A 20653-nucleotide genomic window follows, 5' to 3' on the forward strand; every position below is an offset into this window, starting at 1 on the left:
CAAGGATTTACGCAGAATAATCGTTGCTTTTAGAATATCAAGCGATCTTGAGCGGATGGGTGATTTAGCACTGGACGTGGCTAAAGTGACTCTCCGCATCCAAGGCCAGGATCTGATCAAACCGCTGGTTGACATTCCCCGTATGGCTGAAATTGTTACACTCATGACCAGTGAAGCAATCACCGCCTATCTGGATGAGAATACCGATCTGGCGCATAAAATGGCAATGGACGACGATCAGGTCGATCATTTGTACAGCTCCATGATCAATGATTTGTATAGCTATATGATTGAGAAGCCTGAATCGGTCTCTCAAGCAATGCTGCTTACGCTGGTTGGGCGGTACATTGAGCGGATTGCCGACCATGCGACCAACATCGGGGAAAGCGTCGTTTATTTGGTAACAGGTAAACGTCCGGATTTAAATATGTAGCAAATTGCCAGATCGTTTGGCGAATACGCCGAATATGGCTATAAGAGAAAGCGCATCATTGCCGCAGAGCGGCGAGGGCGCTTTCTTCTTTTTTCACAGTATGAGTAAGCTTTGAAGCCGCTGCGGCACTTTGATGGGCTATTTGGGCGGGCCATGTGGTAAAATGTAAAGGATAAGCAATAAAAGACGAGGTGCAAAATGGACAAGCTGATTCTTATAGATGGAAATAATGTCATTTACCGCGCATTCTTCGCCATGCCTCCTTTGACCAATACAGCGGGGCAGCAGACCAACGCCGTGTACGGCTTTACTACCATGCTGCTGCGGCTGATTGAGGAGCATAAACCAACGCATCTGATCGTCGCGTTCGACGCGGGCAAGGTCACCTTCCGGCACGAAGGTTACCAGGAGTACAAAGGGGGCAGGCAGAAGACGCCGCCCGAGCTGTCGGAGCAGTTCCCGCTCCTCAAAGGTCTTCTGCGGGATCTGGGCGTGCCGCAGTTTGAGATTGAGAACTTTGAAGCGGACGATATTATCGGCAGTATCTCCCGGCAGGCGGACGAGGCAGGACGCCAGGTGATGATCGTATCGGGGGATAAGGACATGCTGCAGCTGGCGTCGGAGCATACGACCATCGCGCTGATCCGCAAGGGCGTCACCGATATTGAGTTGTACGGTCCGGAGCAAATCCGTGAAAAGTATGATTTAACGCCGCAGCAGATCATCGACCTCAAAGGGCTGATGGGCGATGCGAGCGACAACATTCCCGGCGTACCGGGTGTCGGCGAGAAGACTGCCCTCAAGCTGCTTGCCCAGTTCGGTTCCGTAGAGGGAGTAATCGCGGGAACGGGCGAACTGAAGGGCAAGATGAAGGAAAAGCTGGAGACGCATGCCGACGACGCCATCATGAGCAAAAAGCTGGCGACCATTTACCGTGAGGTGCCGCTGACGCATTCCTGGGAGGATATGGCTTTCCATGGTCTCAAGAAAGACACAGCCGGACCTGCGCTGGCGAAGCTGGAGTTCAAGTCGCTGCTGGAGCGGCTTTCCTTGAGCGGGAGCGCTCCCGTGAACGAAGAGACCGCTCCCAAAGCTGACGACTTGGACATCGTCATTGCTGGCGAACCTGAGCTTGAAGAACTAACGGCTGCGCTGACGGATGTCAAGGCGCTGCATGTGGAGACGAGCGGCGAGAACCCGCACCGCTCCGAAGTGATCGGTCTTGCGCTGTCGACGCCGCAGCGGCATTATTTTGTGCCGTTCGAGCTGCTGAAGCTCTCCGCGGCGGCAGGCTTGCGCGATTGGCTGGCCGACGAGCATGCGCCGAAGAACGGCTACGACCTGCACCGCACGGACTTGGCGCTGCATTGGCAGGGTATACCCTTCGCCGGAGCGGCGCATGATGTGCAGCTTGCTGCATACTTGCTAGACCCGACCGAGGCCAATCAGAACCTCAGCGACCTTGTCGCCAAATACAGGCTGCCACGCCTTGCGCCGGACGAAGAGGTGTTTGGCAAGGGGGCCAAATACAAGGTGCCGGAGCTGAACATTCTGGGTGCGCATGTCACCGCCAAGTGCGCGGCCGTGCTTGGCCTTGTGCCGAAGCAGGAGAAAGATTTGACCGATACAGCCATGTCAGGGCTGTTCCATGATCTGGAAATGCCGCTTTCGCGCATTTTGGCCGACATGGAGAAGCAGGGGATTGTCGTTAATATGGACGGTCTCAAAGAGCTCGGCCGGGAGTTTGAAAGCACGATCTCGGGTCTCGTTGAGCAAATCTACGAAATCGCGGGCACGGAATTCAATTTGAATTCGACGAAGCAGCTCGGGGAGATTTTATTCGATAAACTGGGCCTGCCCGTCATCAAGAAGACAAAGACCGGCTATTCTACCGATGCCGAAGTGCTGGAGAAGCTGGAGCCTTACCATGAAATCGTGCAGAAGATTTTGCAGTACCGCACGCTTGCGAAGCTGCAGTCCACCTACGTGGAAGGGCTGCTGAAGGAAATTGCTCCGTCGACGGGCAAGGTGCACACCTTCTACCGCCAGACGATTGCGGCGACCGGACGGCTGAGCAGCCAGTTCCCGAACCTGCAGAACATCCCGATCCGGCTGGAGGAAGGGCGCAAAATCCGCAAAGTATTCGTCCCCTCCGAGCCGGGCTGGTCGATTCTGGCGGCCGACTATTCGCAGATTGAGCTGCGGGTGCTCGCGCATATCTCAGACGACGCAAGGCTGAAGGATGCTTTTTTACATGATATGGATATCCATACCAAGACGGCCATGGACGTATTCGGCGTTCCTGCCGAAGCGGTCGACGCCAACATGCGGCGTTCCGCCAAAGCGGTCAATTTCGGCATCGTATACGGTATCAGCGATTACGGCCTTTCCCAGAACCTGAATATTACGCGGAAGGAAGCCGGAAGGTTCATCGAGCAGTATTTCGAGGTGTTCCAGGGCGTGCGCCGCTACATGGACGAGATTGTCCGCGAAGCGCGCAAAGCGGGCTACGTCACCACGCTGCTGGAGCGCCGCCGCTATCTGCCGGAGATTAATGCGAGCAACTTCAATCTGCGCTCCTTTGCCGAACGGACGGCGATGAATACACCGATTCAGGGAACCGCGGCCGATATTATCAAGCTGGCGATGATCCATATGGACCGGGCCCTGTTCGAGCGTAAGCTGAAGAGCCGTATGCTGCTTCAGGTGCATGACGAATTGGTGTTCGAGGTGCCGGAAGATGAGCTGGAGACGATGAAAAAGCTCGTGCCCGAAGTTATGGAAGGCGCGCTGAAGCTGTCCGTTCCGCTCAAGGCTGAGGTAAGTTATGGAAGTAACTGGTATGAAGCGAAATAAAAGCCCCCGCGTGCCTTGCTTATCCGGTATAATGGAGTAGAGGTGAAGACATCATGCCGGAATTACCGGAAGTAGAGACCGTCAAGAGAACATTGAACACCTTGGTACAAGGAAAAAAGATACTGAAAGTCACCGTCCGGCTGCCGCGTATTATCCGGCGTCCGGACGATATTCGAATGTTTGAAACTATGCTGGAAGGCCACACGATTGAGCGTGTAGAGCGCCGCGGTAAATTTTTGCGCTTTCTGCTGGACGGTCTGGTACTTGTCTCCCATCTGCGGATGGAAGGACGGTACGGATTGTATGCGGCTGGGGAGCCTTTAGATAAGCATACACATGTTATTTTTCATTTTGAGGATGGGACTGAGCTGCGCTATACGGACGTAAGACAGTTCGGCACCATGGATTTGTTCCTGCAAGGAGAAGATCTCAGCCTTCCTCCGCTGAACAAGCTGGGACTCGAACCGCTTGACCCGGAATTTACACCCGAAGCGTTTAGAGATTTATTGTCCGGGAAAAATACAAAAATCAAGCCTTTGCTGCTCAATCAGGCATATGTGGTCGGCATCGGCAATATTTATGTGGATGAGTCCCTGCACCGGGCCGGTATTCATCCGGAGAGGGCTGCCAAGTCACTGACTGCGGAACAATTGGACCGTCTTCATCAGGCGATTGTCGTCACACTTGCGGAAGCGGTAAATGCAGGCGGCTCCTCCGTCAAATCGTATGTGAATGGCCAAGGGGTAAGCGGAAGCTACCAGCATAAGCTGCTGATCTACGGCCGCAAAGACCAGACCTGCTATTCCTGCGGGTCCGTGGTCGAGAAGAGCGTAGTCGGCGGACGCGGGACGCATTTTTGTCCAAGCTGCCAGCCGCCGCTTTAAACCTGAGGATCAGTTGTTTTTCGCTGAATTACGCTGGTTTTCTTCGTATTTTGCGTTTTTTCATAAAGGTTGACACCCGTAGCCCATCCCGCCCATATACTGTGTGAAGAATGCTACATTTGCGACCCGACGGCTTCCGTCTTTTTGCATCGGAGGTTTCGGTTCTTCACGGGAGGGATTGCGGGTGATCAGCCCCATTTTTTCACTGCTGCTGTTGGGATTTGCTCTGAGTCTGGACGGTTTCGGTGTAGGTATTACATACGGATTGCGCAAATTGAGAATACCTCTACCCTCCGTTCTTATTATTTCGCTCTGTTCGGGAGTTGTGATGGGCGTCTCGATGCAGGTTGGCGTGCTGCTGGCCAAAGTCGTCTCTCCTCATATCGCTTCCCTGATTGGGGCGGTCATCATCCTTCTTATGGGTTGCTGGTCGCTAGTGCAGCTGGTAGTGCAAAGGGAAGAAGATAAGGCGGAAGACGAAACTAACGGGATGCCGGGGTACGCAGAGAATCACAGCCCGGATATTCTTGCAGCAACAGCTGGTACTCCGGAGAAAGAGCCGGAGAAATCCGCGGTATTTTCCCTGGAGCTGCGGCGGCTGGGGATTGTCGTTCAAATTTTGCGCACTCCGTCCTCGGCCGACTTGGATAAATCGGGCAGCATTTCCCCGGCCGAAGCGCTTGTGCTGGGCGTCGCCCTTTCGCTTGACGCTTTCGGAACGGGCCTTGGAGCCGCGCTCCTTGGATTTAATCCGCTGTGGACGTCGCTTGTTATTGCCCTGTTCAGCGGCAGTATTTTACTTCTGGGACTCCATACGGGACTGCGTTTTGCCGGAACCTCCTGGATGAAGCACGCTTCGGTGCTGCCTGCGCTGCTCTTGATTGCAATAGGAATATTGAAGCTGTTATGAGGTGAAAACATGATTATGGGCTTAACCGGGGGAATCGCCTCGGGAAAAAGCACCGTGTCCGCTATTCTCATCAAGAAGGGGGCAAGGCTCGTCGATGCCGACGTCATTGCCCGGGAGCTCATGCTCCCCGGACACGAGGTGCTGGCCGCCGTTACCGAATATTTTGGCAAGGGGATACTGCTTCCTGACGGAACGTTGAACCGCCCGAAATTAGGCGACATTGTCTTTCACGATCCTGAAGCCCTAAAGGCTCTGAATGGTCTGACCCATCCGGTAATCCGGCGGGAAATCAGGGAACGGATGCAGGCAATGGAACGGGAAACGCCTGAGCGCCTGATCATCGTGGATATCCCGCTGCTCTTCGAGTCGGGACTTGAGGATATGTTTGAACGGATTTTGGTTGTGTATACTCCGCGTGTGGTACAACTTGAGCGTCTGAAGAGACGGAACGGGTTAACGCAGGGTCAGGCTGAGGCCCGGCTGAACTCACAAATGGATATTGAGCTTAAGCGCTCCAAAGCCGATTATGTCATTGATAATAGCGGGGATTTTGCCGATACCGAGCGGCAGATCGCCGTTTTGTGGGACAGGCTGGGTCTTCCATGCTGAAATGGCTCCTGAAAAAAAGAGTGCTGCTGCTGTTGTTTCTCGGTTTTACCGCTATATTGTTTCTCAGCACGAACTGGATGTCCTGGTTTTATCCGATTTATTATAAGGAAGAAATCCGCAAGCACAGCTCCACGTATCAGGTGGACCCCTATCTTGTGGCGGCAATCATTCGGGTGGAGACCAACTACAAGATCGGACGCGAATCGAAAAAGGGAGCACTCGGATTGATGCAGTTGATGCCTGATACCGCCAAGTGGGCGCTTGAACAGGCCAAGCTCCCCGATGTATCCATGAGCCGGCTCAAGAACGAGCCTTCCGCCAACATTGAACTGGGTACCTGGTATTTGCATACCTTATCCGGAAAGTTCGACGGCAACCGTACAGCGGTCATTGCGGCCTATAATGCCGGACCTGGAACGGTTCAACGCTGGCTCACGGATGGTTCATGGAACGGCAGCGAAGGGGATATTAAAAATATTCCGTTCGGCGAGACCCGCCATTATGTACAGCGAGTCATCTATTATTACAATCAATACACGGAGATCTACGGGGGCGTTTTTTAAGCCGTGCATCAAATAATACCACGTGAAAAGAAGTGCCGCCCAGCCGCTTGGACCGTTTGGCACTTCTTCGGCAAGCTTATGTTGGCAGATTATTGGAATTGACCTGCCAGTTGTTGTTCGGCAATAGTTACAAGACGTTTCGTAATGTAACCTCCGATCGAACCGTTCTCATAAGAAGTTTTATTGCCTTGATATCCGTCCGGAGAAAGAGTGATACCAAGTTCTTGGGCAACTTCATATTTCAGTTGTTCCAAGGCAGCGTTGGCTCTTGGTACGACAAGATTGTTAGAGCTGGAGTTGCCATTGCTTGCTTGTGCCATTTCTGTTCACCTCCTATCGGTTGGTAACTGTATTATGCGCCGGACTTCCCACATTCATTACTCATAATTAGAGGTGTTTTCTGGAAAGGTAACATCCATACCCTTTGCAAAGGAAGTGAACAGATCATGAAATGCCCATACTGCGACCATACTAACACTAAAGTGCTTGATTCCCGTCCGGCCAACGAAAATAAATCCATACGCCGCAGGCGGGAGTGCGAAAGGTGCAGCCGCCGCTTCACCACGTTTGAGATGGTGGAGGAGACTCCGCTGATCGTTATCAAAAAGGATGGCAGCCGCGAGGAGTTCAGCCGAGACAAAATTCTGCGCGGCCTGATCCGCGCCTGCGAAAAACGCCCCGTATCCGTGGAACGGCTCGAGATGATCGTCTCCGAGGTCGAAAAATCGCTGCGCGGCATCGCCGTAGCCGAGGTCGAGAGCCGGCAAATCGGCGAACTTGTGATGGAACAGCTCTACCCGGTGGATGAAGTCGCTTATGTCCGCTTCGCGTCGGTGTACCGCCAGTTCAAAGATATCAACATGTTCATGAAGGAACTGAATGCACTCCTGCTCAAAAACCCGACGGAAACGGAAGGACTGTAAGCCCAGGCTTAACAGTCCTTTATGTCTTTCGCATATTCCTATTGATACGGTAATCTGAATTAGTCCCCAGGAATTTTTTAAAAAAACTGTTGACATAGGTCTCATGATTTTATATGATATAGAAGTCGGCTGCGGGACAACATGATGTGGAACACCAAGAAGAAGCCGATATTATACATATCGGATATATATTAACATGGGGCCTTAGCTCAGCTGGGAGAGCGCATCGCTGGCAGCGATGAGGTCAGGGGTTCGATCCCCCTAGGCTCCATAAAGATGAAGAAGAGTCTCACTCCAAGGAGTGGGGCTTTTTTTTATTTACATGGTTTTGAGGTTCGAACCCGAAGGGTTCGCCCGAGCACAGGAATCGCCAGCGTACGAGTACGGGTGTCTCATTCCACTATAGCGATCTGCTTCGCCCGAGTTCCGTCATCCATTAATACGTATATATTGACAAAGATTCCAGAATATAATACTATAATTATAGTTTATAAAACTCATAAAAATACTAGGAATAAATATGTTTTAGCGAATATAATGCTGAAGATTATCGAAAACTTTATAAAAAAGTTGACCAGAATACTGGAGGCAATCTATTGTGGATAAGGCTTTGCCTCTTTAATTTTAAGTAATGGAACTAGAAGAGGGAGGAGTATTTGTTGTGAACTTTAAAAAAATAAAAACGATGATTTTTGAATCAAGACGCTCAATTTACTTCATAGAAATTTCATGATAACTAATTTCGGGATGGGTATATCTCCCTTTTTCCTCGGTGCTTTTTCCGTATTGAATGGCTTTGGATGGACAATAGTGGATACATGCCAAGCATTGGGCACAGCGATTCCCCCACTGCGGCTTTTTATTCACAAGATGAATAGAATTGCAATTACAAACCTTTTCACAAATACCGCAGCCGGTACATTGATCATTGACATGAAATTTTGCGGTATTCATCGCGTTTTTATTAAACATTGGATTAACGAACCTGGTTAACAGCCACGCTAAAAAGCCTTTGTCTAAATTAAATTCTCCCGATGTTCTTTGTTCAATGGCAGGATTGATTCTTTTCAAAGTTTCTTCGGCCGCCAATCGCTTTTCTTTCTCCACTTTTTCTGAATCCACATCACCCATTAAAATATAGTTGTTTGGCATTTTAATGCTAAATCGACCGTTTAAATGCATCCCTTTTTTCTTCAAGCGACCGTCCATCACTTTCATCGTATTTCCGATGTTTCCTCCACAAGTTGCAACTGAAAAGATGTAGTTGTCGCGGTAATGATTCAGCTTAAGCTTTCCTATAAATTCAAGCACCATTTTGGGAGGCCCCCATGCATAGATCGGGAATACAAAGCCAATCCTTTCCTTGTCCTTCAGGCTGTATTCAAAGCATTCATTTCCGGTGTTAACAGCCGCGGATATGGAAACTAATTCTTCATTGTTGTGCAGAGCAATACTTTTAGCGGCATAAATCGAGTTACCCGTTCCGGAAAAATAAAAAATCATACGATCATCCTCTCCAATCCATGGCTCTGTTATTATTTTTGCGCTTTGAGCAATGCGTCTTCTACTGCTTTTAGGTAGGCTTTAGAGGTAATGGTAGCCCCGCTAATCGTGTCTACCTGCAAAGACTGTGACCTGATTACTTTATCATACAACTCATTCGTGAATTCAGACGGTCTGCCTTCAGTACTCTTTAACAATGCAATGCGTGCGACTTTACCGGATGACACGGTAACCTGAACCTCATTGGCTCTCCATTTAAACCGTCCGCCCTCATATGTGCCGGTATAAGTGCCGTCAGCAAGTCGCTTAAAATCCACACCGGTGAGTGGCAGATTTTTTCCTTCCCGAAGTTCCTTGGAAAACAGGGTCCAACATATGATTCCGCCTACAAGAACGATGATAATGATCCCGATCATTATATTTCGCAATACCATGCTATCATCCTCCGCAATCTAAGATATTCACATTTACACCTTCGCCAGCCTGAAAGCAATCCTTTAGCCCTTTCGTAACGAATACCTGTAAATCCATATCCACGAGAATGGCTTCGGTTCCAGGGAAATTCCCAAGAAATTCAAGTCCTTTTTTCATCCCGGCTGCAAATAATATGGTGGACAACGCGTCGGCTTCCGTAGAATGATCTGAAACGATAGTGACGCTTGCCAATCCCGATTCCGATGGATATCCTGTAAACGGGTCCAGAATATGATGATACCGTTTGCCGTTTCGGTCGATGAAGCATCGCTGGTAGTCTCCGGATGTAACCACCGCCTTATCAACTACAGAGAGGAGACCCAATAAGCTGTTGTCCACTCTGGGGTGCTGAATGCCGACACGCCACGGGGAACCATCTGGCTTTGCCCCTAACGTAACTACATTACCTCCAATATTCGTACAAGCGGAAGAGACACCGTATTTCTTAAATACCTCCAAAAACTTGTCGCCGGCAAATCCCTTTCCTATCCCTCCCAGGTCAATGAACTGTCCCGTCTTCTTAAGTCCTGCCGACTTCTCGCAGGGGTCCAATATCAGGTCGGCATAGTTAACGAGAGGAAGAGTCTGCTCTATCCTTGACTCATCCGGAGGTTTGGATGCATCGTTGCCGATATTCCATAAGGTTACCAGAGGCCCAATCGTCACATCGAAGATGCCCCGGCAGCAAGTGGAGAATTCAACAGCACGGGACAGCACTTCATAAACTTCGTTGCTAATTTTTTCGCATTTCCTTCCCGCAGATCTGTTGACCCTGCTGATCTCGCTTCCGGGTATAAAGCGGCTCAGCAGTTCTTCCATCCGTACTGTTACCTCACAGACAGCCCTAATGGATTCTTCAGCATGCTTGCCGAAAGCTTTATGGGTTATTACTGTACCCATCCCTTGGTTCACGGACTGGGCAACCCTGGTTTCGGTCACTGGCAATCCCCCTTGTTCGATTTTTCAATGTGCGGATTGAGGCCGGCAGTCAAGCCTTTCATAGTAAACTCCCCTAAATAATCTAAGATCTGGGGGAAATATTGAATCCCGATTTCATCCTTATGCGTATCGATATTGATGAGCGCCGAAAAAAAAGCCATGATCAGCCCGCTATCGATATCATCCCTCATTTTACCTTCTGCTTGCCATCGTTTGATCAGCTCAACAAAACGGTTGTATAAGAAATCAACATGACCGATTCCGTTGTCTTCACGGTATTGCTGTTCTATCCTGCTAAAAACATCCCTGTTGTACCATTCCTTTAATATCGGATTAGAGTTCATACCCATCATGTTTAATGACATGATTTCTTTCATTACCTTGAAGGGATCGTCATCCAGGTTAACAGCTTCTACAATGCTTTTTTTAAGGTTCGCGTTTTCTTGTGAAAAAATCTCCATGAATAGCTTCTCTTTCGAAGCGTAGTAGTTATAAAATGTGCCTACCCCGATTCCCGCCATTTTTGTAATATCCGAAACATTCGTGTCTTTGAATCCTTTGGAGCTGAATAGCTTTTTTCCGCAGTTCAATAGGTCTGTTTTTGTGTCTCTCATTGGTTGAATAACCTCCACTAACGCTAACCTGTTATTGCTCCTATACCAGATGATGAATGAATAAAAAAATATTCATTCATATTATAACCTGGAACCTTTTTACAATCAAGCCTTTTTACTCGCCACGATGTGGAAAAAGTTAATGATTGCCGAATTAGATAAAATGCCTTATGATCAAAATAAATGAATGAACCATTCATTCAATAACTATGAGGAGGCTATTCATATTATGGAGAATTTATATAAAAAATGGACCGTACAAGGCAAATATGTGATAATTACCGGAGCAACCAGCAGAATCGGGCTAGCCGCAGCAAAGGAGCTCGCAAATCTGGGAGCAGTTCTGGGACTTGTCGCCCGTAATCAGACAAAAGCGAATAAAGTAGCCGCTCAAATAAAGTCTAGTACCGACAACAGAGCCAAGGTAGACGTATTTATGGCGGACATGGCTTCTCAGGAGTCTATTTACAGCGTTGCTGCGGATATACTGGAAAGATGGCCCCGTGTGGATATTCTGATTAACAATGCCGGGGCGATATTTCTCTCGAGGAAGCTGACTGTCGACGGTCTGGAGATGACTTGGGCGGTCAACCATATTGCTCCTTTCCTGCTTACGACACTGCTCCTCGATCGGTTGAAGGAAAGCGGTCATGCCCGCGTAATTACCACCGCTTCCCACGGCCACAAGATGGCTAGGAGGGGGATTCGATTTGACGATCTCAGCGCGGAACGGCTCTATCGTATTCCGCAAAGCCTGTTGGGAGGGGCGAATATACGATATGGTGAGACAAAGCTCGCCAACATCATGTTCACGGCCGAATTAGGGCGGAGATATGAGGGTAAAGGCGTTACTACAGCCTGTTTTGACCCTGGCTTGGTATCGACGAACTTCAACCAGGATAACGGATGGTTGGCTTGCTTGACCATGGCCGTCATGAAAATGTTCTCCCGCAGTCCCGAGAAAGGTGCAGAAACCTTGGTCTGGTTGGCGGACTCGGACGAGATGAACGTCTCCAGCGGGGGATATTACAAGGATATGCAAAGAGCGATTCCTTCCGAGTCAGCTCGGAACATGGATGCCGCCAAACGTTTATGGAAAATAAGCGAGGAACAGATCAGATATTAGTTTGAGTGATGGAGGTGAGAAGGTTTGAAGCAAATCAATGATTCGAAATCGGATGTCCTTCAAGATGAACGCAGAGACCAAATCAAGAGAGCGGCTCTTAAAGTATTTGCAAAACGGGGAATCGACGGAACAAAAATGAGCACAATCGCGGCTGAAGCTGGAATCAGTCAAGGTCTATCCTACCGTTATTTTAGCTCCAAAGAAGAGATATTTACTGTACTTGTACAGGAGGCTATCGAAGAAGCTCAGATTGCAATTCGAAATGTCGGTCATTTACCCGGTTCTCCGAAAGAACAATTGAGATTATTCACACAAAGATTGCTTGATGAGAGCCACAAGCATTACTTTTTATTACTTCAACATGCGCTGACGTCGGAAGAGGTACCTGTACAGGCTAAGCAATTGATGGAGCAATATTCTCCGAATGAAACGATTGACCAACTGGTTCCCATATTCATCAAGGGACAGCAAATGGGCGAATTTTACGAGGGCGATCCTCATAAGCTGTTGTTCATTTACTTCTCTGTTATAACAGGCCTTATGCTGCAGGAAAGCCTAACTCCCCATGACTATTGGATACAGGAAGTGGACATCTTGATGCGGATTTTAACGGTTGTTGCATCATCTTAAACATTTGAAGGAGGATGATTCCATGTACCATTCCATCATTCGCTCTCAGCTGCTGAAGATTTTCGACGAACTCAACAAGGGTAATTATGAGCCGATTCTCAATGGCTTTGCCCCGCGATTCGAACATTGTTTTTACGGAAAGCATGCTTTGGGAGGGGCCCGTCACACCTTGAAAGAGACACGTCGATGGTATGAAAGATTGCAGCGCGTATTACCTGGTCTTATCTTTGAAATCAAAAACGTGAATGTAAAAGGCTGGCCTTGGAATACGATCGCGGCGGTAGAATGGAGCGATAGCGGAACGACTTTGGACGGAAAACCTTTTCGGAATCAAGGCGTGCATTTTGTAAATATCCGTTTCGGAAAAGTTACGAGTCTGCGCATTTATTGCGATACACAAGTATTGCAAGATGTATTGCAAAGAAATGCCGCACAAGGCCTTGAGGAAGCTGCGGCGGATCCGATCGTCGATTAAAGTAAAGACAACAGGGGAGCTTCCGTCAGTTCATATCACCGAGGTTGAGCTTGATTCCGATTGTTCTGCAGAAGTATCAAAGAACCGGTTCAAACCGGAAAATCAATTGGAAACATTGCCAGGATAGTGGCCTTCGTCCGTTTGATCGGAGAGCATGGTCATATCTGGCAGGATGATTGCAATCCCCTTGGCATAGACAGCCAGATCCCTGACAGAGATATACTCGGTTCGGGCGAGCGCCAGGCGCATGAAATAAAAAAGCGTTGACCATTACCATTAGGCCAGTACTTTTTTATTGGAGTCGTAGGCTGATGAGGGCTCCTGACGAAGGGGTTCACTCCGCGCGAGGGATCGAAGGTGACGAGCATGGCGTCTAAAACTTGCTAAAGAATTGTAAAACCGTTATTTCAGGAATAATTAGACTTCTCCAAATATAACGAATCCTATAATCATAATTTCATAAAAAAGCAACCTAACCTAATGGTATGGAAGAGAATAACGGTACTAAAATTCGTTAGAGCTTCGGACAGGTTCTATATGCTCAAATAGCGACTACTGGATTCGTAAGCTAAATGAACGGTATCTTTGTTTTCCGCTTACTACGAATAGAAGTTCCTTCTCAACCAACTTTCTCAGGATTCGTCTGGCATGCTGGGCTGTGATCCGCAGATGTTCAGCCAACTGGCTGGCTGTGAATGGACGTAGTTCACGGCGTGCATAGCGAACCGTTTCAGACTCTAGCCAGGACAAGTTAGCTGGGACATCAGGTGAGATGAATTTGCCAATGAAAGCGAGAACTAGCTGTTGGCATCGCTTAGGCTCTTCAGTAATGGATAAGTAAGCAACGTGTAAAAGAAGCCAGTCATCCAGTGCCAGCAGACTATGCCGCCAGCATAAATCCTTAAATCGTCTAACGTCTAGATCTCTGGCGTGAGATCCGTAACCTTGAATTTCAATTGCCCCTTTCGCATTCCCGGGCATATACGCCAAGTCGATATAGCGGTATCCATTGTTAAAGTCGCGAACCTCCCATTCAGGATACAGATGGTCGAAGCTTTTTACAGCCGGAAACCAAACGGAACGCAGAAATTCATAGGTCCCGTGCCCCAATCCCCTTTCTAGAATTTCGCATCTTCTAAGATTTACTTCTTGTGTAATATTGTCTTGTAACCATTCCTTATATTTTTGTTCAAAGCTTGACATTTTTTACACCACTCCCTTTTCTCTTTAGCAATGAAAAAGCCGCCCCGATACCAAGTATCGAAGCGGCGTGTGCTGCACGACCGAACATAAATCTAGTGTAGCTTGTAATTGTCATTTCGGCAATGGGAGCTTATAAGTAACGTACTAGCGAGGATTGACCACAGCAGAAACTGTATCATCTTCAAAATATTTTTTCAGCTTTGCTCTTGTTGCCGTATTTGGCGTATAGATCATGACTTTGACATCAGGATCTTCGGGAGCCTGCAAAGTGATATGCTTAAATTCCAGGTAACCAAAGACCGGATGATCCATCTCTTTCTCTCCTCCAAGGGAACTCGACGCTTCATAATTCGCCCAAAGCTGGCAGAACTCAGGACTTACACGCTTCAAATCCTCAAGCAGCCCCTCGAATGACGCATTCCCCTCATAGCGTGTTCTTGCAATATGAAATTCAGCGATAACGGCCCGTGCGATTTGTTCCCAATCTCGAAAAAAAGCTTTTGCGGCCGGATCGGTAAAAATCCGCCAAATCATATTGTAGTCATGGGGCGGTGACGGCTCAGAAAGAATGAAGACCTCATTTGCCACCTTATTCCATGCCAAGAAGTCCCATCTTCTCCCCAAAACGTATGCAGGAGTTGTGCCGAGATCATGCAGCACCTGCCTAAGGGTCGGACTGATTATCTCTTCTGGTGGAGACGAGTTCGGGGGAAGGGATTGCTTGGCAAGCAGAAAAAGATGACGCCGCTCATTCGGAGAAAGCCTTAGAGCGAGTGCAAGACTTTCCAAAACTTGAACCGACGGTTGTATGTCTCGCCCTTGCTCCAGCCACATGTACCAAGAAGTGCCGACATTGGCCAATTGGGCAACCTCTTCACGGCGCAGTCCGGGCGTCCGGCGCCGAACGCCGGAAGGCAAGCCTACATCCATCGGGGAGAGGCGGTTTCTCCGTTTGCGCAAAAAGTTTCCGAGGGCTTGACCGCGTTCGTTATCGTTCATGCCAAATACTCCTAGTATTCCGAGACCTATGATGAAGACGCTCTGGTTCCTATTTTACAAGCTTAGTATACTCATTTTGCATGATTGGGTTCAACTTAGCAAAGATTGACTCGTAAAAGGAAGGGGAATATTCATGAATGTTAAAAAACCTGGGAGGAAAGCGATGTATATAATTGTGATGATCATGGTGATTGCAGCAGGTGTGACGCTTGGGATCAGGCAACTGTTGGCACCGCCTCGGACGACGCCGGATTTTACCAGCTCCCGGCCGGAAATTGCAGAGGATGGCTTTATCACCCATACTGAATCGGTTGTCATTGATATGCCGCTGGATCGGTATGTTGCATGGGTGGTGATGCAGCCGCTTGAAGCCGGGTTAACGGGAAGTGATGGCGTCCCCAGTGTTATGAGTACTAAAAGTTCCGCTATCAGGTGTGGGGCTTTACCAACTATGCACGCTTCGCCACCGATTATGCCGTCGGCGAGTTTGTGCAGGAAGAAATTGACGGCAAAGCGCATATCACATGGACGTACTCCTTCCACAAGCGTTCGGCTTTGACCAGCCGCTTTCTTGAAAGCTTCGTAAAAGACACTTGGGGGCCGTATATGCTTCAATATCTTCAAACTTCAAAGACGCAGAGCGAAAAAGACTTAAAAGGCACAATGTGAGTAAAAATAAGGAGCCGATGGCGAAAATGCCAATCAGGAGTGTTCTAGGCAAGACGGTAATCATTACTGGCGGAAGCGGAGGTTTAGGGCTGGCATGCGCCAAGCAAATCGCGATGGAGAATAAATCCTGGTTGATTGTTCTCGCTTCAAGGGATATGACGCGGACCGAAGATTTCCCCCATTTCGCGCTCTCGTCTGCAATGCCGGCGTTCAATACGTACAAGGCACGGAACGGACGGAGGACGGCTTCGAAGCAACGTTCGGGGTTAATCATTTAGGACATTTTCTGCTTGTCCGGTTGCTTCTGCCTATGCTTCAGTCTCCCGCCCGCATCGTCATCGTCAGCAGCGATACGCACGATCCAGCCAAAAAAACAGGGATGCCCGCACCGCATTATTTTCAGCCGCAGCGGATGGCAGACCCATTCCGGTCCGATGAGGAGTTATCCGCGTTGAGTGCGGCGCGGCGCGGCCAGGTTAGATATACGACATCGAAGCTGTGCAATCTTTACCATGTATACGGACTTCATGACAGGTTGCAGCAAGCGGCGAAGACAGACCGAGAGCGGGTGATTACGGTCAATGCCTTTAATCCCGGAATGATGCCTGGTTCCGGTCTGGCGAGAAATTATGGATTGTTCTCCAGGTTAGCATGGCATTATTTGCTCCCGCTTATGAAGTATTTCAAGTCTTCCGTCCGGAGTACGCAAGAATCCGGCAAAGCATTGGCGAGACTGGTTACCGATAAATCCTTGTCTCAGGTTAGCGGAAAATATTTCGACGGATACGACGAGATCTTGTCCTCGCCGGAATCATATCTTGCGAAAAGAGCAGAGGAGCTTTGGCAATGGAGCGCGCAACTGGCAGGGGCAGAACCTGAGGGGTAAAATTATGCCTTTGCGCCTTCTTTACTTTAATGGGGAACCTCTAGGTTCCATACGAAAAAGAAGCCGCTGGACACATAGGTGCTCAGCGGCTTCTTAACTTAAGCTTTTTCGGGGATTATTTTTATTGCTCAATCAGGCTCCTGACGGGGACCGTTTGCTCGTTTTCCGGCTGATCCAATGGATAGATTCTGGCCATATCGGTGTTCTCATCTACATGTTGGATATAGATGGGCGTTCCTTCATAGGTTACATTTTCCATAATCGGCGAAGCGGCGATCTCTTGGGCTCTTTGTGTATTCATTGCTTACCCTCCTCCAGATTTCAGATAACAACGGTTAGTGTCCCGCTAGATGAATGGATTATGCATATGTTTCCGCCGTGTAAATATTTCCGTTAGAGATCATATTAAGAGTCTGCTATTCTAAAGGACGGAAATTGAAATAGTAGGAGGACATCTCAGATGAGACCGAAGTTGAACCAAATGATTATTTTTCTGTTATTCCCTTTTTTATTGGTTGCCGCAAGCTTTCCAACATCCGCCAATGCTGCTGAAACCGCTCTGCTGCACAAGTACTATCCTTCCGACATTGAAGGCCATTGGGCCTATGACGCGCTTGATAATTTCGTCAATGCAGGCTTGCTAAGCGGCTATGCCGACGCCGATGGAACGATCCATATTAAGCCGAACAATAACATTACCCGCGCCGAATTCGTAACGATGCTCGTTGGTGCGGCGGGCCTCACCAGCAGTCAGTCAGGTAAAACCTTCACGGACGTCAAAGCTGGAAAATGGTACGCTGATCCGATCCGGATTGCCAATTCGCTCGGTATCGTCGGAGGCATTACCAACACGGAATTCGGTCCTGACCGGCCGATCACACGAGGCGAAATCGCCGTTATGGTTGTCAAGGCTTTTTCATCATCCGTAAAGTTCGACGGACAACCCAAAATCTTCACGGATGTCCCGCAATATTACGCGAAGCCCGCCATTCAAAAAGCCAGCCAAGCCAGCATCGTGACCGGGATGACCGAGGCTGAATTTAAGCCGTTTGGCCGTGCTACCCGCGCACAAGCGGTTGTCATGCTGGAACGCTCTCTGAAGCTGCAGCAGGGAAACCTGCCGCTCGAACAAAACTTGATCGACCTTGCCGCCAAGGCGGACAAAGAAGAAACACAGCTAATGTTGGACAAGAAGTATGCTGACCTGGAGCGGATTTTTCTTAAATACTATACAGGTTATCAGTTCGCTTACAGCATGTCTTCCTTGGCCGAGATCAATCAAATGGTCGCCGAGGGCGGAAGGTTAGACATTGAAGTTGTAAAAGCCCCGACCTTCCGCGTTACGGAGCGTTCTGATCGTCTTGCGGTTTTGGATTCGGTATACGGTGAAATCAAAATGAAAATTTCGAACGGGTCAAATACCTACGAAGACACGATCAAGACGGACGGCCAATACCTGCTGAAGAAAATGCCGGATAGCAGCTGGAAAATCTACGCCATACTAACGAACGAATAATAGGCAAAAACGGAGGTTTCTTAGGAATCTCCGTTTCTTGTTATTGGATATGTGAAAAAAGTAAATTCATAAAAGGCAAATAAAGAGTACAATCAAGAAAACGGTTTACCAGACAGCATCAGGAACCGGCACAGCATAGCGAATAAACGGTCTGATTGATTATAAAACTGGTTACGGGAGTTTAGTTGTATGGAAAAGATCTCTAAGATTCAATTGCCTCAATATTCCTTATACTCCTACCTTGAATACAGTCCTGATGCGATTTATATTTTGGACCTGAATAAAAAAGTAGTGTATGTAAATCCTTCCTTTATTCAATTGTACGGCTGGTCTAAAGAAGAGTTGAATGATCTGAATTTCCCTCATATACCGTCTGAATTATATAATGAATGGGCCGGTATTTTTCAGTATTTCGACCACAAGAAAGAGGCTGTTACGCTGGATACGGTCAGAAAAAAACGGGATGGTGAACTGATCAGCATCAGTATTACGATCTCCCCGCTCGTGGAGCCGGATGGTCAAATCACCGCTTTTCTTTGCCTTTCGAGGGATGTAACAGAATATAAAATGTCGGAGCAAAAATATTACCGCTTGTTCAACCAGGCAAATGACTCCATATTTATCTTTGAATACAATGATCAAGGAAAAGTCTCTAATTTTATCGATGTGAATGACACAGCTTGCCAAAGACTCGGTTATTCCAGACAGGAGCTTCTCGCGAAGTCACCGCCCGATCTTGGGGACCCAAGTCTTGCGGATCAGTTCGATCTAAGTTTCAGCTCCATTGTACAAGGAAAAACAACTTTTATTGAATGGATTCATGTGGCTAAAGACGGAACAAGAATTCCGGTTGAGATTAATTCTAAAATATTTAAGCTAAATAATAAGAACATGGTCATTGCTATAGTTCGTGACCTTACGGAACGGAAAAGAACGGAGGAGTTATTAAGAAAGAGCGAGAGCTTTTCCCTAATCGGAGAGCTGTCAGCGGGAATTGCTCATGAGATCAGGAATCCGTTAACCAGTATAAGAGGATTCGCTCAGCTATTATTTTCTGAAACCGAATCCATTCAAAGTTATCGTGATTTAGTCGTATCCGAGGTGGACCGGATTAATTCCATAATTGGGGAGCTATTGTTTCTTGCTAAACCGCAAAGCTCGGATCTAGTCGACAAGGATCTCATCACCCTGCTGAGACAAACGATAACCTTGCTTAACGCCCAAGCACATTTGACAGAGAATGAGATTGTTATGGAAACCAATCTTGGCAGCCTATACATAAGATGTGCTGAAAACAAGCTTAAACAGGTCTTTATCAATATTCTGAAAAACGCCATTGAAGCGAGCCCAAAAGGAGCCGGAATTGAAGTTAAGGTTATCCGGACGAAGCAGCATGTATTGGTTCGTTTTTTGGATCAGGGAGAGGGTATTCCCGCCGAGATCCTGAGCCAAATCGGTTCCCCCTTTTTCACAACAAAGTCAGGGGGTACGGGACTCGGAATAATGATCAGCCAAAAAATTATACAGGATCATCATGGAACCCTTCATTTTGCCGCCAACCAGCCGAAAGGAACCATTGTTGAAGTTATGCTGCCAATAAAAATATAGAGAGGGCAAGATGGAACCCAGCGGAGTCAAAGTATCAATGGATCAATTGGCTCTTATTTGGGCAAACGGCAAATAGCCCCCGTCTTTAAAAAGTTGGGAGGCTATTTGTAATCCCCAGCGAATTGATTTAGATCAAAACAAACTCGCTCATTCCTTAGCGGGATGCCCTTTAGTTACTACGAGTTTGAAACAACGAGCTAACAATCAAAGACAAATTTTTCCTGTATATGGAATAGGCCGATTCTACATCTCCCAAGTGTCCACCCATGTATAGATGGATAACGCCGTGGAGCGAGGCCCAGAATATACGTATAACGGATTCCGTGTCATACTGGCCGGGAATCAGTCCTTGCTCTTGCGCATTGCTGATCACGGTCAATAATTGCTGCATGGCTGTTACGGTGCCGTGCATACTTTCCTCATCCGGTTTGAAATCTGCGAAGGCTCCTCCGAACATCAGCTTATAATAGCTGGAGTAACGCTGCCCGAATTCCCAAAAGGTTTCGCCAAAATTCAGTAAGTGCTGTGCAGGAACTGCAGCTTTCGGCGTCCCCTCAAATTCGTTAGCTAGAATCTTACAACCTTCTAGGTACAACTGCTGAGCCAAGCCCTCTTTATTGACAAACAAGCTATAAATGATTTTTGTCGAGCAATCCATTTTCTGCGATACTTTACGAACCGTAACGGCTTCCGGGCCCTCTTCTTGCAAAAGCGTTGCCGCAGCATCAACAACGAGCTTTCGTAGATTTTCTATATTTTGCAAGCGAGCTTCTTGGTAGGTTTTCAACTTTCGTGTGCTCGCATTGGAGGAGATATCTTGGTCGCTCATAATC

Annotated in this window: 23 protein-coding genes, 1 tRNA gene and 1 pseudogene; 16 read left to right on the top strand and 9 right to left on the bottom strand. The window is 48.0% G+C overall.

The features are described 5' to 3' along the window. From phoU to L691_RS0118615, 6 genes are all read left to right on the top strand, one after another. Positions 1 to 433: phosphate signaling complex protein PhoU (gene phoU, locus L691_RS0118590; protein ID WP_025691903.1), on the top strand; the 433-nt coding region annotated here is incomplete at its 5' end. A 198-nt stretch (positions 434 to 631) separates the two neighbouring features. Then, positions 632 to 3289 carry a DNA polymerase I gene (gene polA / locus L691_RS0118595; protein ID WP_025691904.1) on the top strand — a complete coding sequence of 886 codons (2658 nt, stop codon included), beginning with the start codon at positions 632 to 634 and terminating at the stop codon, positions 3287 to 3289. Between the two features lie 53 nt (positions 3290 to 3342). After that, positions 3343 to 4173 carry a DNA-formamidopyrimidine glycosylase gene (gene mutM / locus L691_RS0118600; RefSeq protein ID WP_025691905.1) on the top strand — a complete coding sequence of 277 codons (831 nt, stop codon included), beginning with the start codon at positions 3343 to 3345 and terminating at the stop codon, positions 4171 to 4173. A gap of 184 nt (positions 4174 to 4357) precedes the next feature. Continuing rightward, on the top strand, positions 4358 to 5083 hold the full coding sequence (locus L691_RS0118605; RefSeq protein ID WP_025691906.1) for an MntP/YtaF family protein: 726 nt from the start codon (positions 4358 to 4360) through the stop codon (positions 5081 to 5083). Positions 5084 to 5092: 9 nt separating this feature from the next. Further along, entirely contained in the window at positions 5093 to 5692 is a 600-nt protein-coding gene (gene coaE / locus L691_RS0118610) for a dephospho-CoA kinase (RefSeq protein WP_025691907.1), read from the top strand. Continuing rightward, positions 5686 to 6255 (top strand): lytic transglycosylase domain-containing protein, encoded by a 570-nt coding sequence (locus L691_RS0118615; RefSeq protein WP_408634765.1) that lies wholly within the window; start codon positions 5686 to 5688, stop codon positions 6253 to 6255. The genes coaE and L691_RS0118615 overlap by 7 nt, the downstream gene beginning before the upstream one ends. 89 nt (positions 6256 to 6344) lie before the next feature. Here L691_RS0118615 and L691_RS0118620 read toward each other — a convergent pair whose 3' ends face one another. Continuing rightward, positions 6345 to 6575 carry an alpha/beta-type small acid-soluble spore protein gene (locus L691_RS0118620; RefSeq protein WP_025691909.1) on the bottom strand — a complete coding sequence of 77 codons (231 nt, stop codon included), beginning with the start codon at positions 6573 to 6575 and terminating at the stop codon, positions 6345 to 6347. A 126-nt stretch (positions 6576 to 6701) separates the two neighbouring features. On the opposite strand from L691_RS0118620, the gene nrdR reads away from it, so the two are divergent. Then, positions 6702 to 7178 carry a transcriptional regulator NrdR gene (nrdR, locus tag L691_RS0118625; RefSeq protein WP_025691910.1) on the top strand — a complete coding sequence of 159 codons (477 nt, stop codon included), beginning with the start codon at positions 6702 to 6704 and terminating at the stop codon, positions 7176 to 7178. 198 nt (positions 7179 to 7376) lie between these two features. After that, positions 7377 to 7449 (top strand) — tRNA-Ala (locus tag L691_RS0118630). A gap of 440 nt (positions 7450 to 7889) precedes the next feature. Here the strand turns inward: L691_RS0118630 and L691_RS0118635 are convergent. The 4 genes from L691_RS0118635 to L691_RS0118650 are packed head-to-tail and all read right to left on the bottom strand — an operon-like array spanning position 7890 to position 10708. Continuing rightward, the gene (locus L691_RS0118635) at positions 7890 to 8681 is read right to left on the bottom strand and encodes an EFR1 family ferrodoxin (RefSeq protein ID WP_025691911.1); all 792 of its coding nucleotides are present in this window, start codon (positions 8679 to 8681) and stop codon (positions 7890 to 7892) included. 32 nt (positions 8682 to 8713) lie between these two features. Then, positions 8714 to 9115 (bottom strand): FMN-binding protein, encoded by a 402-nt coding sequence (locus tag L691_RS0118640; RefSeq protein ID WP_025691912.1) that lies wholly within the window; start codon positions 9113 to 9115, stop codon positions 8714 to 8716. 4 nt (positions 9116 to 9119) lie between these two features. Continuing rightward, positions 9120 to 10094, bottom strand: coding sequence for an FAD:protein FMN transferase (locus tag L691_RS0118645; RefSeq protein WP_025691913.1), 975 nt, complete (start codon positions 10092 to 10094; stop codon positions 9120 to 9122). Then, on the bottom strand, positions 10091 to 10708 hold the full coding sequence (locus L691_RS0118650) for a TetR/AcrR family transcriptional regulator (RefSeq protein ID WP_025691914.1): 618 nt from the start codon (positions 10706 to 10708) through the stop codon (positions 10091 to 10093). The genes L691_RS0118645 and L691_RS0118650 overlap by 4 nt, the downstream gene beginning before the upstream one ends. 229 nt (positions 10709 to 10937) lie before the next feature. On the opposite strand from L691_RS0118650, the gene L691_RS0118655 reads away from it, so the two are divergent. Genes L691_RS0118655 through L691_RS0118665 form a run of 3 tightly spaced genes read left to right on the top strand, consistent with a single transcriptional unit; the run spans position 10938 to position 12939 of the window. Further along, positions 10938 to 11834, top strand: coding sequence for an SDR family NAD(P)-dependent oxidoreductase (locus L691_RS0118655; RefSeq protein ID WP_025691915.1), 897 nt, complete (start codon positions 10938 to 10940; stop codon positions 11832 to 11834). 24 nt (positions 11835 to 11858) lie between these two features. After that, positions 11859 to 12464 (top strand): TetR/AcrR family transcriptional regulator, encoded by a 606-nt coding sequence (locus L691_RS0118660; protein WP_025691916.1) that lies wholly within the window; start codon positions 11859 to 11861, stop codon positions 12462 to 12464. Between the two features lie 22 nt (positions 12465 to 12486). Further along, complete coding sequence (locus L691_RS0118665; protein WP_025691917.1) at positions 12487 to 12939, top strand: nuclear transport factor 2 family protein; 453 nt, start codon at positions 12487 to 12489, stop codon at positions 12937 to 12939. A 552-nt stretch (positions 12940 to 13491) separates the two neighbouring features. Here the strand turns inward: L691_RS0118665 and L691_RS0118670 are convergent. Both L691_RS0118670 and L691_RS0118675 read right to left on the bottom strand, forming a co-directional pair. Continuing rightward, positions 13492 to 14142 carry a helix-turn-helix domain-containing protein gene (locus tag L691_RS0118670; RefSeq protein WP_025691918.1) on the bottom strand — a complete coding sequence of 217 codons (651 nt, stop codon included), beginning with the start codon at positions 14140 to 14142 and terminating at the stop codon, positions 13492 to 13494. Between the two features lie 144 nt (positions 14143 to 14286). Further along, complete coding sequence (locus tag L691_RS0118675; protein ID WP_025691919.1) at positions 14287 to 15141, bottom strand: helix-turn-helix transcriptional regulator; 855 nt, start codon at positions 15139 to 15141, stop codon at positions 14287 to 14289. Positions 15142 to 15274: 133 nt separating this feature from the next. Between L691_RS0118675 and L691_RS32130 the strand changes: the two genes are divergently transcribed. From L691_RS32130 to L691_RS29375, 3 genes and pseudogenes are all read left to right on the top strand, one after another. After that, entirely contained in the window at positions 15275 to 15700 is a 426-nt protein-coding gene (locus tag L691_RS32130; RefSeq protein WP_156934279.1) for a hypothetical protein, read from the top strand. Positions 15701 to 15937: 237 nt separating this feature from the next. Further along, positions 15938 to 16105, top strand: a pseudogene (locus L691_RS33665) (hypothetical protein); the annotation flags it as partial. A 15-nt stretch (positions 16106 to 16120) separates the two neighbouring features. Next, complete coding sequence (locus tag L691_RS29375) at positions 16121 to 16696, top strand: Rossmann-fold NAD(P)-binding domain-containing protein (protein WP_051459408.1); 576 nt, start codon at positions 16121 to 16123, stop codon at positions 16694 to 16696. 121 nt (positions 16697 to 16817) lie between these two features. On the opposite strand, the gene L691_RS0118690 is transcribed toward L691_RS29375, so the two are convergent. Next, a complete protein-coding gene (locus tag L691_RS0118690; RefSeq protein WP_025691921.1) occupies positions 16818 to 16997 on the bottom strand; it encodes a small acid-soluble spore protein H in 180 nt (59 codons plus the stop codon). 159 nt (positions 16998 to 17156) lie between these two features. Between L691_RS0118690 and L691_RS0118695 the strand changes: the two genes are divergently transcribed. After that, complete coding sequence (locus L691_RS0118695) at positions 17157 to 18212, top strand: S-layer homology domain-containing protein (RefSeq protein WP_025691922.1); 1056 nt, start codon at positions 17157 to 17159, stop codon at positions 18210 to 18212. A gap of 189 nt (positions 18213 to 18401) precedes the next feature. Then, positions 18402 to 19820 (top strand): PAS domain S-box protein, encoded by a 1419-nt coding sequence (locus L691_RS30770; protein WP_025691923.1) that lies wholly within the window; start codon positions 18402 to 18404, stop codon positions 19818 to 19820. 169 nt (positions 19821 to 19989) lie between these two features. Here the strand turns inward: L691_RS30770 and L691_RS0118705 are convergent, their stop codons facing one another. Further along, positions 19990 to 20649 (bottom strand): TetR/AcrR family transcriptional regulator, encoded by a 660-nt coding sequence (locus L691_RS0118705; RefSeq protein ID WP_025691924.1) that lies wholly within the window; start codon positions 20647 to 20649, stop codon positions 19990 to 19992. Between the last annotated feature and the right edge of the window lie 4 nt (positions 20650 to 20653).

This window comes from Paenibacillus zanthoxyli JH29 (assembly GCF_000520715.1).
Classification (GTDB): Bacteria; Bacillota; Bacilli; order Paenibacillales; family Paenibacillaceae; genus Paenibacillus_AQ; species Paenibacillus_AQ zanthoxyli.

Excerpts from the sequence above, each read along its gene's own strand:
- L691_RS0118690 (WP_025691921.1), bottom strand. The coding sequence starts at position 16,997 with ATGAATACACAAAGAGCCCAAGAGATCGCCGCTTCGCCGATTATGGAA.
- L691_RS0118705 (WP_025691924.1), bottom strand. The coding sequence starts at position 20,649 with ATGAGCGACCAAGATATCTCCTCCAATGCGAGCACACGAAAGTTGAAA.
- L691_RS0118640 (WP_025691912.1), bottom strand. The coding sequence starts at position 9,115 with ATGGTATTGCGAAATATAATGATCGGGATCATTATCATCGTTCTTGTA.
- L691_RS30770 (WP_025691923.1), top strand. The coding sequence starts at position 18,402 with ATGGAAAAGATCTCTAAGATTCAATTGCCTCAATATTCCTTATACTCC.
- L691_RS0118635 (WP_025691911.1), bottom strand. The coding sequence starts at position 8,681 with ATGATTTTTTATTTTTCCGGAACGGGTAACTCGATTTATGCCGCTAAA.
- mutM (WP_025691905.1), top strand. The coding sequence starts at position 3,343 with ATGCCGGAATTACCGGAAGTAGAGACCGTCAAGAGAACATTGAACACC.
- L691_RS0118650 (WP_025691914.1), bottom strand. The coding sequence starts at position 10,708 with ATGAGAGACACAAAAACAGACCTATTGAACTGCGGAAAAAAGCTATTC.
- nrdR (WP_025691910.1), top strand. The coding sequence starts at position 6,702 with ATGAAATGCCCATACTGCGACCATACTAACACTAAAGTGCTTGATTCC.
- L691_RS0118665 (WP_025691917.1), top strand. The coding sequence starts at position 12,487 with ATGTACCATTCCATCATTCGCTCTCAGCTGCTGAAGATTTTCGACGAA.
- L691_RS32130 (WP_156934279.1), top strand. The coding sequence starts at position 15,275 with ATGAATGTTAAAAAACCTGGGAGGAAAGCGATGTATATAATTGTGATG.
- L691_RS0118655 (WP_025691915.1), top strand. The coding sequence starts at position 10,938 with ATGGAGAATTTATATAAAAAATGGACCGTACAAGGCAAATATGTGATA.
- L691_RS0118620 (WP_025691909.1), bottom strand. The coding sequence starts at position 6,575 with ATGGCACAAGCAAGCAATGGCAACTCCAGCTCTAACAATCTTGTCGTA.
- L691_RS0118695 (WP_025691922.1), top strand. The coding sequence starts at position 17,157 with ATGAGACCGAAGTTGAACCAAATGATTATTTTTCTGTTATTCCCTTTT.
- L691_RS0118670 (WP_025691918.1), bottom strand. The coding sequence starts at position 14,142 with ATGTCAAGCTTTGAACAAAAATATAAGGAATGGTTACAAGACAATATT.
- L691_RS0118675 (WP_025691919.1), bottom strand. The coding sequence starts at position 15,141 with ATGAACGATAACGAACGCGGTCAAGCCCTCGGAAACTTTTTGCGCAAA.
- L691_RS0118615 (WP_408634765.1), top strand. The coding sequence starts at position 5,686 with ATGCTGAAATGGCTCCTGAAAAAAAGAGTGCTGCTGCTGTTGTTTCTC.
- L691_RS29375 (WP_051459408.1), top strand. The coding sequence starts at position 16,121 with ATGCTTCAGTCTCCCGCCCGCATCGTCATCGTCAGCAGCGATACGCAC.
- polA (WP_025691904.1), top strand. The coding sequence starts at position 632 with ATGGACAAGCTGATTCTTATAGATGGAAATAATGTCATTTACCGCGCA.
- coaE (WP_025691907.1), top strand. The coding sequence starts at position 5,093 with ATGATTATGGGCTTAACCGGGGGAATCGCCTCGGGAAAAAGCACCGTG.